Source organism: Pseudomonas sp. OTU750018, from assembly GCF_011636575.1.
Taxonomy (GTDB): domain Bacteria; phylum Pseudomonadota; class Gammaproteobacteria; order Pseudomonadales; family Pseudomonadaceae; genus Aquipseudomonas; species Aquipseudomonas peli.
On sequence record NZ_JAAPAU010000002.1, the window covers coordinates 1,382,502 to 1,396,644 of the forward strand.

Genomic DNA, 14,143 nt, shown 5'->3' on the forward strand with positions numbered 1-14,143 from the left:
GCCAGCAGAATGACCAACAAGGATGACAGGGGCATGACGGCATACAGCGCCTGCGCGGCGCTGATGCGGGGGTTCAGTTGATCGGCGTGGCCGTCAGGTTGGCGCGGATATCGGCGTTTTGCAGCTTAACCCCATACATCGAGGTCACCGCACCGCCGGTGGGGTGAACATGCTGAATCCGGTCGATATTCACTTCTTTGAAGTGCACCCGACCGTTAACCGCAAAACCCAGCGGATCAGGACTGACGGGGGTGCAACCAGAGGCGGTCTTGCTGCACACCTTGGTCGGCGCCACATCGAGGTTAAGGTCGACGTTAAACCCATAGGCATTGGCGTTCGGATTGCTCGGGTTGCCATCAGAGGTGTGGAAGTTGTCCACCACCAGCTGGCTGCCGGTGCCGTTCACCCCATTCACCCGCCCGGTTTCAATGATGATCTGATTGCGTTTCTCGTTGTTCGATACGCTATTGGCCGGGTTACCGGAGCCATCACGCACGAATACATTCTTCAGCTTGACCGAGATGCCTTCGTCGCCCCGGTCCTCCCAGCGCCCGCCGCTGGCCACACATGCCGACGACGTGCCACCGCTACCACCGACGCACAAGGCACCAGCACCGCCCGAATTGATGGCCAGGGTCGAGCCCTGCTCATAGCGTTTAAGCACCAGACGGCCAATGCTGCTACCGGTTTGCCGATCCCCCCAGCGCACGTCGTTCACATCAAGTTTGGACCAGTACGTACCCTTGCGCAGCTCCACACCGTTAGTGCTGATGTCCAACGAACCTTCGCGGTAATGCATGTCATAGCTGCTGCCTGAGAGCCAAAGGCCACGACCGTTTTCATCCACGGTAATCGCCGCATTCGCCTCGGTGATATAGAAGTCGGCGTTGTAGCGCAGCCCATCACCCACAGCACCGCCAGCGCGCAGAGTGACCTGGCCGTTGAGGGTGAAATCGTAGGCCGGGAAAATTTCCATCAGCACCAGCAACTCGGTGCCCCCCTGGAGTGGCGCATCAGCCGTACCCACTCGCAGACCATCGAAGCTGTAGCTGCCGACCACATTCTTGAAGCCCAGGCGCATGCCATCGAAATGACCGTTGTAGCCGCCACTGTTCATATCGCTGTTGGTGCCGGCATAGCAGCCGGCGCTGACACCAGCGGCGCAGCTCTTGGTTAGATCAAACGTAAACTGACCCGTGCCGTGGGTACGCAGACCGCTGAACCACATGGTGTTGCCGTTATCGGTGAGTGCCAACGAGCTGTTGACCATGTTCCAACTGAGGTCAGCGCTGATACCTTTCTGTCCAGAGTTGGGGTCGCCGCCCGGGCGCAGTTTCAACCAGTTCTGCCGCGCACCCTGATCGAGAAAATTCAGATCCACCGCCAGGCCGCCGAGTTTCTGATTGCTCGGATTGCCCATGATCAGGCCGCCAAGGGTGGCATTGAACTTGAGGTCCTGAAAGGCAACTTTCGCATAGCTACCCGCGCCGTCCTGCTCCAGATCCACAGTCAGCCCAGAGTTGCTGATCAAGCTGCCGGCAAAGTTTTCAGCACGCAGCACGCCTTCATCCTGATACTGGAACAGGCTGTTGGCGATGGTGATATTCGGTTTGATCCGCAGACCCTCACCACTGGCGCCGCCCCCCGCAATGCTGATACTGCCGCCCAGGCGCAGGTCCATATTGAGTTTGCCGAAGCTGCGCTGCGCATCGACATCACGCAGATCGGGGGCGCCCGGTGTCACCACCACGCCGGCAGTGGGGTCGCCATGTGCCAGGTCGAGGCCGATGCCGGCAATTGAGCCGACAAAACGCGAGGTGCCCAGGTCCAGTTTGATCTCCTGGCCGCTGCCGCCGCTGACGATGTCCAGGTAGGCGTTGTTCAGGTAAGTATCGAACGACAGGCCTTTGACGATCAGGTCAAAGCCATTGTCGCGGTAATAGAAGGTCGCCGCGCTCAACGACAGTTGGCTGTCATCCACGCTGAAACCGCTGACGCCACTGGCCCCGCCGCCACTCAATTTGAGGCTGGCCCCCAGGGTGAAAAACGCGCTAAAGGCGCCAAAGCTTTTGCTGCTGCCGGCAAGTTCGATGTTATCGACGCTGAGCACCTGCGCACTGCCGCTGTGCTGCACCTGCAATTGCTCACCCACCACATCCAGCGTAGTGGTCGAACTGCTACCCGCTGTTTGCGGCGTGCCACTGACGCCTTTGAGGCTTAGGGTCTGACCATCCTGTTTGTAGTCAATACTGCCCGCCGACCAGCCAGCGCCAGTGGTTTGCAGGCTGATGCCGTCGCGCCCGCTGACGGATGACAGCGCCTGATCATCCAGTGCCTGCATGGCCTGTGTCAGCGGACTCAGAAGTGCGAGCAACAACAGCGAATGACGGTGCATGGCCCTGCTCCTCAATTCTGCGGAAAGATCAGCACGTTACCCTGCATACGGATGGTGCCGTCGATCTTCGCCGAGAAGATATTGGTCTGCTGGTAGGACGGATTCCCGCCATTGGCCACACTCAGCGACTTGTTCTGCCAGCCGCCCTGGTTGGCCACGCCAAAGGCGAAACTGCCGTCTTTGAACTTCACCTCGTTGGGCAAACCGAACTCCAGCACATCCTGATTGAACGCAGCACCGTCACCATTGAAACCGCTGTTGATGGTGCGCGTACGCAGAGTCAGGCCCTCAAAGCTGAACACGCCCTTGAGGTTATCCAGCACATACCAGCCGCCCTCCGCCTCGGAGCGGATCGCCACACGCATGCCGCAGTTTTCCGGCGTCGTGGCACCCGCATTGGCGCAGCTACGCTGGCTGGCCGTCCAGGTGCTGGGGTTGTTGCTGACCGGCTTGCTCCACAGCACGCCGCCATCCTTGTTGATACTGAACTCACCGGACAGATAAACCCCGCCCTGGCCGTTCATGCTGCTCAGGGTGTCATCGTCCAATGCCTGCATCTCGGCAAAGGCCGGCATGGCGAGCAGCGCGCTGATGGCTAACCAGACTTTAGAGATCACGGCTGGTCACCTTCAGGTAGTTGAAGCTAAGCCCTGAAATTTCATTGCGACCGAAGTTAAAGCCCCCGTTCAAGCCGCCAGCACCCACCACAGCCTGACCATTCGAGTTCACCGCCGCCCCTGGCATGTTGGCGAATCCGTTGGCGGGTGGGCGTCCGTAACCAATATTCATGTTGTCGAAGACCAGATTGGTACGCGGGGTATTGGCATAGAAGTCTGCCGCCTGAGCATTGCGCTGGGCGGCCGTACCGCTGGTATTCACAGGATTACTGAGTTCCAAAACAAATTGGCCGTTGCTGTTCACATCAAACTGCAGCGGCTGCGATTTGCCATAGCCCAGCGCAATATTGGCGTATGCATTGGTCAGATACAGCGTACCGCCCAAGGCCGCCGCAGCGCTGCAATTGGCAGCCGCCTCCGGGGCCGTACAGGCACTGATATCAAGGTTTTTGGCAAAGATATTGATCAACGCTTCGCCGACCAACTGCTTACGACTGTTATCACCCCACAAGCGCAGATAGGAGCCGTCCATGGTCAACTGGGCCAGGTCAAAATCAAGAATGTCCTTGCGTCCGCCGCCAACACTGAAGTCAAAGCGCATGCCGAGATCAGCACGACCGCTTGGATCGCTTGAGCAGTTCAACCCCGCACCAGCGTAACCGCCGATACAGCTTGAGCCGCCTGAGGTCATGCGCTCAGGAAAGGCCAGTGTTAGCACGGCCACATTGCTCGGGGTAGTCTGCACCCATTGCGATGCACCACTGGGCGCCCAGTATTGAACCGTTTTGTTGACGCCTCCCTCGCGTACGACCTTACTGCGCTGCTCCCAGGTGTCACTGAGCGCACGCATTTCTTCGCCCTTGCCCAGGGTTACGGTAAAGGGGTGGTTCAGCCGCCCCAATGTAACCGGAGTCTTATTGGCACCTTTGTTACTCCCACTGCCGCTGAGGTAGAACTCCGATAACTTGACCGGCATGCTCTCCTTCGTGCCATCGGCCTTGACCCGTTCAATATCATTGATGGTGATATTGGCGGCCGACGCATCCAGCATGATGCCGTCCAACACAAAACCGAAACCGGCGCCTTGAACACTGGAAAGCTCCTCGTCAGCCATTTCCTGCATTTCCGCAAAGCTGCAAGTGGCAAACGAAAGCAATACGCAGAAGCAAATTGATCGAAGCATGATTAGCACCCGTGAGTCGCTGAACCGAGGCAAGTATCTTTGCGCGCAATGCCTTCCAGCGCCTGCTGGAAACTCAGAGTAATGGCCGCTGTGCCATCTGCATTACGTGGCAGATTCATGAAAGCACCCGCCAGAGCCGTGATGAACTTGCTGGCATCCTGCTGATCGCGCCACTGTACGTTTTCCGTCTGCATGGAGAGGAATACGCCGTTAGCAGTGCCGACAAATTGCTGAGTCTGGTTATCAAACTTGCCGATTGGGATGCTGCCGTAGTCGGACAGGTTGAAGCAGGTGTTGACCCCCAACAGCCCACAGTTCTGCGAGGTAAATAATCCCAGCAAGAAGTTGGCTGCAGCACTTGAGTCTGGCATGGAAAGCTTGGTGCCATTGGTCAACCCCGCCATGGTTCCACGTACGGGGTCGGAGTTGCCGGAGCCATTCACCAGCGAAGCCTCAGCTTTGAAGTCTTCATTGGCCCACACACCACTCACCAAACCTTTAGCTGGCAAGCAAACGATGAAGTCCCAGCCACAAGTAATCTTGGGCCCCAGATAGCTGCCTTTACCGAAAATATCGATGGCCAGGTTACCGGTGTAGGTATTGATATTGCCCGACAAGTGCCCTTGCGCTTCACCAAAGCCGAGACGTACCCCCACTACCTTGTTGTCTTTGTAGGCCAGCTCTAGAAAAGGGTTAGAAATACGGAATGGGTTAATTGTGTCGTTCGCATTCACCGACCCCAGGGCAAAATTATCGATATTGATATCTGCAGTATTAGCCGCCTCACCTGTTCGCCCATACAGACCCAGCTTGAGTTTGTTCATGTTCAACTGGGTTTCAATGTCCATACCGAAATTGATGCGGGTGTAATTCACTCCGGCATGGCTATCGGTGGTCAGATTGATAAAGGCCTGCCCAGTGACCTCCGATAATTCGTTGTCCGCTAACTCAACCATTGCCCCATGGGCAGTAGCACTCAGCAGCACACTGCACATGAGAGCACAAGCAGTCTTGGCAAAACGCAAAGTGGGATGCATGGCGGATTCCTTTTCTTTTTATGCTGACAAGCCCTGAGGGCTCCACGCCTTGATTAGCACTATAAAAACCCTGCTGTCTAAATGTGCCGACCCATAGTCGAGAAATCCCGAGAAACTCGTCACAGACAGCCACCAGGCTGTTACCCATCGCCACACCCTGGGTTACATCTGCCCGAGCGGCGCGCACAGACGATGACTGACACTCAAGCCTTCGCTGCGGCTTGCAGTACAATCGGCATTTTTTGCGAAAAGCCCGCGGAGCGGATGCCCCGATGATTGATCCCAAGCGCGTACTGCGCGCCCTTGCTGAACACTGGACGTTGCTGGAGCCGCTGTGCGAGCGCTTCGATGCCGGCACCCTGAGCCTGGTGGAGCTGCGTAATCAGCTCGCCGCGCAGTTGCCCGAAGGCACGCCAACCGATGTCACCGCCCTGCTCGATCAGTGGATTCGCCTGGATATCTTGGTGCCGGTGGCCAAGAGCCCCAATCGCTTCGAGCTGAACGCGCAGATCCACGACTTCCTCGCCTACCTGCGCCGCGAACACCGCCTGGGCCTGTGCCTGGAGATCGAAGCCTACCTGCGCCACCTGGAGCGCCTGGCCGGCTATATCAAGGATGCCTTCGAGGTGCGCGATGCCGCCGACCTGGCGCGCCAGCTGCGTTTGCTCGATATGCGCGTGCGCGATGTGCTGAAGAAGCTGGCCAATGACGAGCAGGCGCTGGTCGCCGTGGCCGAACGGGCCAAGACCTCAGATAGACAGATTCCCCTGCGTCAGCGCTACGCCGAGGTGTTGGCCACCTGGGACGAATACGTTGAACCGATGATCCAGCTGGTCGCCGCCGACGGCGCCTTTGAGCAAGGCGTGTACCGCGTCGAACACGTGCTGCTGCGCCTGCTCGGCGAACAACAGCGTCTCGGTCAACTGGTCGATGACGACCTGCTGCTGCGCACCCATGCGCGCATCTTGGAAATGCAGACCACCGCCCAACTGACCCTGCGCCGCGCCCGCGAACTGCTGCTGCCGCTGCGCGAGGAAGCGCGCCGGCATAACGCCGTAACCCGCGGCGCAGCCCTGGCCCTCGCGGCAATCCGTAAAAAGGGCCTGGACGCCGTGCCGCAGGCCTCCTTGCCGCTGTTCAGTCGCCCGCAAAGCACCTTTCTCGGCACCGCGTCGCAGGTCGAGGCCTATGTTTACGCCCTGGCCCGGTTCGAGCCCAAGCCGGCGCAGTTCCCCAAGGCCCATACCAGCCGCAAAGGCGAAGCGCCGCGCGCGCCACGCACCGCACGGGAAATGATCGAGCGCTGCGAGCAGGCCCTGCCGCTGCCGGATCTGATGGTCTGGCTGCTGGAACAGGAGCCCGAAGGCGCCACCGACGAATTGCTCTACTGGTTCTCGCGCCTGTCCCGCGATGGCCGTTTCCAGCGCGAGCGCCTTGAGCGCCGTGACTACCTCACCCGCGAGCATCAGGTCAGCCTGAGCTCCTTTGCCCTGATCAAGCCGGCCGGGACCACCGTATGAATATCGACCTGAAAGAACTGACCCAGCTCGCCCCGATCTTCCGGGAGCTGTTCAAGGGCTACCACATCAGCCGCAGCAACCCGGAGCTCTACACCCAGCTGGTCAGCCAACAGGACCAGTACCGCGGCCTGTTCAAGGCACTGGGCTATGAGCTGACCTGCGACAGCCGCGGCTTCTACTATTTCGTCCCCGAGCAGATGGGTGCGCAGGTCAACAAGACCGCGCAGCGCCTGGCGCTGTTCACCTTTATCCTCGTTGAACATTTAGCGGATCAGGGCCGCGACCCGCTGGCCGTACTCGACGGCGGCAGCCTGGGCCGTGACGAACTGCCAGCGCTGCTGGAAAAATACCGCGACCTGTTTCTACAGGCAGAAGTCACCACCCAGGAAGAGTTGGAAGAAAAAGTCATGCGCCGCCTGACCCAGCTCGGTTTTGCCAGCGAAGACAACGGCATCTACCGCTTCCTCGCGCCCATGCACCGTTTCCTCGATGTTTGCCTATCGGTGCAGCAAGATCGCGACCTGGCCGCCACCCTGCACAGCAGCCTGCCGCTGCCGACGCCGGTGCTGCTGGATGAGGAGGCAGAAGACGAAATCATCAGCCTCGCTGAAGACGATGCCGACGAATCCGAAGAAGACGCCCTGGCCCGCGCCATGGCCGAAGAACGTGACGCCCAGGAGATGGATGCATGAGCCAGGAACGCTACGGCATTCGCCGCTTTGCCCTATTGAATACCGCCGGCTACAGCCTCGGCCTGTTCCCGTTGGAAAACCCGCTGTCGGTTTATGGGGCCAACAACCTGGGTAAATCCGCCTCGATCAACGCCCTGCAGTTCCCGATTCTCGCGCGCATGTCGGACATGAGCTTCGGCAAGTACAGCCTGGAACAGTCGCGTAAGTTCTACTTCGCCAGCGACACCAGCTATATCCTTGTCGAAGTCGCACTGCCCCACGGCCCGCATGTGATCGGCGTGGCCGGGCGCGGCCCGGGCGGCGGCTTCGGTCACCAGTTCTTCGCCTACCAGGGCACCCTGGACCTGGAGCACTACCAGAAGAACGGTACCTGCCTGCGTCAGCGCGAGCTTTTCAACGCGCTGGAACGCGAAGGCATCAAGGCCTACGAGCTGAAACCCGAGGAGCTGCGCCGCCTGCTGGTCGGCGGGCACACCTCGATTCCGCTGGACCTGACCCTAATCCCGCTGCGCTCCACCAGCGAGCAAAGCCTGAAGACCTTCCGCGCGCTGTTTATCAACCTGCTGCATATGCGCGAGATCACCGCAGCCAAACTCAAGCAGCTGTTCCTCGATGCCTTCGAGCACAGCCTGCGTTCGGGCAGCGTCGACTATATCGCCGCCACCGAAGAAGCCTTCCGCGATGTACGGCGTATGGAGCAGGACTACCAGGCGCTGGTTACCGCCGGCCCCTTGATCGAAGCCCTGGCAGCCGGTGTGGCCCAGCGTGAGCTGCTGCGCGGCAAGTTGCATCGCCTGTCGCCGCTGCTCGACTCGCTGCTCGGCACCTGGCAGGACTACGCCGGCGCACGCCGCGAAGAGCTGGTGATCCAGGCCGAACACTACCGTGGCGAGCAGGACGGCCTGCAGCACGAGCAACGTGGCGGCACCCAAGAGCTAATGCGTATGGAGCGCGAAATCAGCGAGATCCAACGCTGGCTCGGCGAGCTGTCGGTACTGAAAAACCGCTTTGCCCTGGTCAACGATGCCAAGGTGCTGGAAGAACAGCTGCTGGCCGCCAAGGATGCTCACGACGAACTGGCCGGCGCCTTGGCGCAGTCGCGGCAGTTCTCCGCAGAAGATCTGGATGAGCGCCTGCGCGATCTGGAAAAACGCCTGAAATCGGTCAAGCAACAACTCGAACACGCCGACAACAACAGCTACTCACGCCTACGCGAAGAGTTCAGCCAGGCGGATGTCGACCGCCTGATGCGCCTGTTTAACGGCCAGCTGTTCAGCCTACCGCTGGGTGAGAAAGGCATTCAGGTCGCCGAGGGTGATGCCTGGGTCAAATCCCTGGAAGCTATCCTCGACGGCTTCAAGGGCGAACACTTCGAAGTGCCCGGTCTAACTATCGACCTCTCGCATATCGAGCCCCCAGCACTGCAGGCCCTGGCTGACCGCGCGGCCCTGCGCGATCAGAAAGACCGCCTGGATCGTGAATACAAACAGCTAAAAACCCAACAGGCGGTAGCCTCCGACCGCGCTGCTAGCAAGGCCCAGGCCGAGCAGTTCTACCAGGCCGTGCTGGATGCGCAGAAGGCCCTGGAGGACTTCCGCAAGAGCCAGACCCTGGCTGTGGAAGAGCCGCAGAAACTGGAGCAGCTGGCGCAGCTGGAGGCCGCTCAGGACGAACTCAAGCGTACATCCGATGCCTTTACCGAGCGCGTGCAGCAGCTCTCCGCCAAGCTGCAACTGGTCGGCCGTCAGCTCGCCGATCTGGAAGCCAAGGAGCGCACCCTGGAAGACGCCCTGCGTCGCCGCCAGCTACTGCCGGCCAACCTGCCGTTCGGCACACCCTTTTCCGACCCCTTGGACGACAGCCTGGACAACCTGCTGCCGCTACTCAACGACTACCAGGACGCCTGGCAGGGCCTGCAACGCATCGACGGGCAGATTGAGGCGCTGTACGCCCAGGTGCGCCTGAAAGGCGTGGCCAAGTTCGACAGCGAAGATGACGTCGAGCGCCGGCTGCACCTGCTGGTCAACGCTTACGCTCACCGTCAGGACGAAGCCCTTACCCTGGCCAAGGCGCGCCGCGCTGCGGTTACCGATATCGCCCGCACCCTGCGCAATATCCGCAGCGACTACGACAACCTGGAACACCAGCTGGCGCTGTTCAACCGCGAGATCAACAAGCGTCAGGTGTCCAACTTGGAAAGCTTCCGTATCGTCCTCGCGCCGAACAAGGATGCGCTCAAGCACATCGACCAGATCATCCACAGCGCCGGTCAATACGAAGAAGGCGAAACTCTTTCGGTGTTCGACCTGCAGCAGAGCAGCGAACAGGACAGCAAGAACGAGGAAGCCAAGGACTACCTGTCACGCCTGGTTGCCGCCAACCATAACCAGTTGGGCTTGAAGGATCTGTTTGAATTGGCCTTCGAGATCACCAAAGTGCATGGCCAGCCGGTGATCCACACCGACATTGATGGCGCAGCCTCCAACGGCACCACCATGACCATCAAGGCGCTGACCAACATGTACCTGTTGCTGCACTTGATGGACCGTGACCAGGCTGGCAAGGTGCGGCTGCCTTACTACCTGGATGAGGCGGCGGATATCGATGAGAAGAACCAGCAAGCGCTGATCGAAACCAGCCTGCAGTTGGGCTTTGTGCCGATTCTCGCCTCTGTGAAACCGCAGGTTTCGGCCCATGTGGCGATCGACTTGGAAGGCGGCAGCGGTCCGAATGGCATCTATATCGATGAAGCGGATTGGAAATATATCCAACGCCGTGACAGCGCCAAGAACAAGGCAGAAACCACAACCGCAGCAACCGAGCCAGCCTAAGGCTGGCTCACCCGCCATAAAGCACAAGGGCCGTAATTGCGGCCCTTGTCGGTTATTTCTCCAGCGTGATCTTCGGCGCCCAGCGTAACCACTCTTCCTTGACCTCATCGTGCAGGGCAAAGGTCTGCCCAACCTGCGCTGGGCCGCCCATTTGCGGGTTATCCGGCGAAGCAAAAGCAATACCACCCTCCAGCAAAGCCTCCAGCGACTCGGTACGCACCTTCACGCCACTGAACAGCCCAGCATCCACGCCAATCCCGCTGGCATTCCAGAAGCGGCTGCCGGTTCGCACCAAGGGCGCATAACGCGGCTCAATCAGAATATGGATCAACACGCGATCCGAGGTTGGCCCCAGCTCGAAGTCGGTGACCTTGCCCACCGGCACTTCGCGGTAACTGACCACCACACCCGGCTTGATCGACCCACGCCGCGCCGCGCTCAACACCAGACGCAAGCCTTGCTCACGCACGCTGGCCTTGGGCGGTGCCTCGGCGGCGGTAAAGTCCAGTTTCAGTGCAGCCTTCTGTGCAGCCGGCAGCACTTCGATGTACTGGCCCGTGACCAGGGTTTCCAGATTGGCGGCCCGGGTCAAACTTACCTCGGGCTTGACCACCCAGAACTGCGTCCCCACGCGGGCAATCTGCTGGGTTGCCTGAGTAACGCGCGCATGCAGAATCACGGCCTGCAAATCATCCGTCAGCTCAATGCGCTCGACCTTACCCACATCCAGCCCCTTGTAACGAATTGCCGTGCCGGGGTTAAGCCCATCGCCACGGGGGACACGGATGGTCAGTGCAACGCCCTTCTCCAGCGCCTGTTCTTGGCTGCTGTAGAGGTTGAAGCGCTGCACGCGCTTGTCATTCTTGGCGGCTTTCGGGTCCGGGGTCTCAAAGGCGATCCCACCAGCCAGCAGGGTTTGCAGCGATTCGCTTTTCACCTCAACGCCGGATAAACCACCTTTGAGGGTAATGCCACTGGCATTCCAGAAGCGCGTACTGTTGTTCACCAGATGCGTGTATTCCGGCTCAATGTGCACACCGAATGCCACCTGCTTGTTGTCGCGCGAGAGCTGATAGCTTTGCACCGAACCGACCTTGAGCTGCTTGAACAACACCGGGCTGCCAATTTCCAAGGAGCCACGCACGTCACTGAACAACACCAGATGCAAACCGGGCGCCGCCAGATCGAGCGGCGGCGCCTTGGGCCTGGCCGCAAAGTCACGCGACGGCGCACTGCCTTTCTCGCCCGGGCGTATGGCGATGTAGTTACCCTTGACCAATGCTTCTAGCCCGGTAATCCCTGCTAGGGAAATCGATGGTTTGACCACCCAGAAATCCGTGCCTTCTACCAGGTAGTCTTCAGTGCGGGGATCCAACATCAGTTCAACGCGCGCACCACTGAGGTCATCGTCAATCTTGAAGGTCTTCATATGACCGACCTGGATGCCCTTGTACATCACCGGTGTACGCCCAGGCTCCAACCCATCAAACTCATGCAGAGTCAGGTTGACGCGAATACCTGCCTGCGCCGTATCGAAGTCTTCATACAGGCGGAATGGCAGTGACGGATCGGTCGGCGGGCTGTCCTTGCGATGCTCCGGCGTCGCAAAGGCAATACCGCCAGCCACGATGCTGGCTAGCGATTCGGTGCGTACTTTCACACCTGATAGCCCTGCATCAATAGACACTCCACTGGCGTTCCAGAAACGCGTGTGCTTGCGCACCAGGGATGCGAACTCCGGCTGAATGAATACCTTCACCTCAACCTGATTCTGATCTTCAAGCAGGGCATAGCTTTTCACCCGGCCAACCTGAATCTGCTTGTAGAACACAGGGCTGTCACGGTTCAAGGAACCCAAGCGCTCGGCCTTGAGCGTCAGGTGCAGCCCAGGCGCCGTATCGGCCAAGGGCGGCGGTTCATTGAGCGCAGTGAATTTGCGCGTAGGCTCACCGTCGCCGGGGCTGGCGGCGATGTAATTACCCGAGACCAACGTTTCCAGCCCGGTAATACCTGCCAGCGAGACGCTCGGCTTGACCAACCAGAAGCGGGTATTGCTGAGCAGCTGATGCTCCACACGCTTGTCCATCTCCAGCGTCGCACGTACACCGCGCCGCTCGCCGCTGTCGTCAAGCTCCATCGCAGTCAGCTTACCAATCGACATGCCCTTGTAGATCACTTCCGTTTTGCCGGCCTGCAAGCCCTCTCCCGTCTCGAAGGTCACTTGGATTTCGATACCCGCCTCGTTATAGGCACGCCAGCCGAGCCAGCCACCGATCAATAATGCAATCAGCGGCAGCACCCAAATAGCCGACCAGTTCGAAGCAGGGCGTGCTTTGGCCAACGGCAAATCATTCATGGTCGTCATCCGAATCCGTGTTGTCCCATATCAGGCGAGGGTCAAAAGTTAATGCGGCTAGCATGGTCAGCACGACCACACTGGCAAAAGCTGTAGCACCGTAGCCCGGTTCGATACTGGCCAGGCTGCCGAAATTGACCACCGCGACCAGTATCGCGATGACAAAGATGTCGAGCATCGACCAGCGGCCAATCCATTCGATAAAACGGTACATCAGAATCCGCTGCCGCGCTGACATCGGCTGATGGCGTTGCACCGAGTACAGCAATAGGGCGATGCCCACCAACTTGAATGTCGGCACCAGGATGCTCGCGATAAAGACCACCGCAGCAATCGGCAACATGCCGTAGTTCACCAACTCAATAACACCCGACATGATGGTATCGGACTGTCCTTTGCCCAACGAGTTGACCGTCATGATGGGCAGCAGGTTGGCGGGTATATACAGCACCGCCGCAGTCAGCAGCAGCGCCCAGGTACGCACAAGGCTATTGGGCCTGCGTTCATGCAAGCGGCCGCCACATCGCGAACAGAACTGCTTACAGCTCTCCGGCTGAAGCGGGTTAAGTTGGTGGCACTCGTGACAAATCAACAAACCGGCATCAATCGCTCGCATGCTCATCCTCCCCCGACAGGGCTTCCCAGATTTGATGCGGCGACATCGTCACCTCCAGCCAGACCTGCACCAGTAACAATGCGACAAAACACAGCAACCCTAGACCAATACTTAACTCGGCCAGATCCACCAGCTTGACGATGGCTACCAGAATGCCCATCAAGTAGACCTCAAGCATGCCCCACTCACGCATATGGTGATAAATACGGTAAAGCAATAAGCCATAACTGCGCCCCATATCCAGTTGAATGCTCAGCAGCACAGCCAGCTGACATAACAACTTCAGCAGTGGCACAGCCATGCTGCAAAGAAATACCACCACGGCGACGCTTTGCATCCCGCTGTTATACAAACCGAGTACGCCCGTCCATACCGTATCTTCAGTGGTTTGCCCCAAAAGATTGAGACGCATAATTGGCAAAAAGTTAGCCGGCACATAAAGCAATAAAGCTGCAAGTACCAATGCCAGACTCCGTCGTATGACATACGTGCGATGGGTGTACAACTCATAGCCACAGCGTGGACACTCAACCCGCTCACCTGCAGCCGCCTCAGGTTTGCGCAACAACAGATCGCACTCATGGCAGGCAATCAGTTGCTTGAGTTCACGCTCGGACAGTGGTTCAGAGAGTGCCGGATCGGCCATAGAAGAACCCTTGGATAAGTGCGCTTAGGCATCATAGCCACGCCCTGTTTAGTTGCCTATCAAAGGCTGAGCTGGGCGTGGTTTGTTTTCGCGCCACAAAGTAAAACCCCCGACCGTTTTCACGATCGGGGGTTTTGGTATAGGTGCTTGACGATGACCTACTCTCACATGGGGAAACCCCACACTACCATCGGCGATGCATCGTTTCACTACTGAGTTCGGGATGGGATCAGGTGGTTCCAATGCTCTA

The 14,143-nt window shown here is 59.0% G+C and carries 9 protein-coding genes, 1 rRNA gene and 1 pseudogene; 3 read left to right on the plus strand and 8 right to left on the minus strand.

Annotated elements, in window-relative coordinates; translation table 11 throughout:
- Positions 1–73 precede the first annotated feature (73 nt).
- Genes HCI85_RS15455 through HCI85_RS15470 form a run of 4 tightly spaced genes read right to left on the minus strand, consistent with a single transcriptional unit; the run spans position 74 to position 5,232 of the window.
- Entirely contained in the window at positions 74–2,395 is a 2,322-nt protein-coding gene (locus HCI85_RS15455) for a DUF6160 family protein (RefSeq protein ID WP_167145688.1), read from the minus strand.
- An 11-nt stretch (positions 2,396–2,406) separates the two neighbouring features.
- Positions 2,407–3,012, minus strand: a complete 606-nt coding sequence (locus HCI85_RS15460) for a DUF6160 family protein (RefSeq protein ID WP_342636242.1) — start codon at positions 3,010–3,012, stop codon at positions 2,407–2,409.
- A complete protein-coding gene (locus HCI85_RS15465; protein ID WP_167145690.1) occupies positions 3,002–4,195 on the minus strand; it encodes a hypothetical protein in 1,194 nt (397 codons plus the stop codon). The genes HCI85_RS15460 and HCI85_RS15465 overlap by 11 nt, the downstream gene beginning before the upstream one ends.
- A gap of 2 nt (positions 4,196–4,197) precedes the next feature.
- Positions 4,198–5,232, minus strand: coding sequence for a hypothetical protein (locus HCI85_RS15470; protein ID WP_160088352.1), 1,035 nt, complete (start codon positions 5,230–5,232; stop codon positions 4,198–4,200).
- Between the two features lie 272 nt (positions 5,233–5,504).
- Between HCI85_RS15470 and mksB the strand changes: the two genes are divergently transcribed.
- The 3 genes and pseudogenes from mksB to mksF form a co-directional block, all read left to right on the plus strand.
- A complete protein-coding gene (gene mksB, locus HCI85_RS15475) occupies positions 5,505–6,752 on the plus strand; it encodes an Mks condensin complex protein MksB (protein WP_167145692.1) in 1,248 nt (415 codons plus the stop codon).
- Positions 6,749–7,444 (plus strand): Mks condensin complex protein MksE, encoded by a 696-nt coding sequence (gene mksE, locus HCI85_RS15480; RefSeq protein WP_167145694.1) that lies wholly within the window; start codon positions 6,749–6,751, stop codon positions 7,442–7,444. Before mksB ends, mksE begins: the two co-directional genes overlap by 4 nt.
- A pseudogene (gene mksF / locus HCI85_RS15485) lies at positions 7,441–10,291 on the plus strand (Mks condensin complex protein MksF); the annotation flags it as partial. The gene mksE and the pseudogene mksF, both read left to right, overlap by 4 nt.
- Positions 10,292–10,327: 36 nt before the next feature.
- On the opposite strand, the gene HCI85_RS15490 reads toward mksF, so the two are convergent.
- The 4 genes from HCI85_RS15490 to rrf form a co-directional block, all read right to left on the minus strand.
- Positions 10,328–12,631, minus strand: a complete 2,304-nt coding sequence (locus HCI85_RS15490; protein WP_167145698.1) for a PqiB family protein — start codon at positions 12,629–12,631, stop codon at positions 10,328–10,330.
- Entirely contained in the window at positions 12,624–13,247 is a 624-nt protein-coding gene (locus HCI85_RS15495) for a paraquat-inducible protein A (RefSeq protein WP_167145701.1), read from the minus strand. The genes HCI85_RS15490 and HCI85_RS15495 overlap by 8 nt, the downstream gene beginning before the upstream one ends.
- On the minus strand, positions 13,234–13,893 hold the full coding sequence (locus tag HCI85_RS15500) for a paraquat-inducible protein A (RefSeq protein WP_167145703.1): 660 nt from the start codon (positions 13,891–13,893) through the stop codon (positions 13,234–13,236). Before HCI85_RS15500 ends, HCI85_RS15495 begins: the two co-directional genes overlap by 14 nt.
- Before the next feature lie 145 nt (positions 13,894–14,038).
- Positions 14,039–14,143, minus strand: a 5S ribosomal RNA gene (gene rrf, locus HCI85_RS15505); the annotation flags it as partial.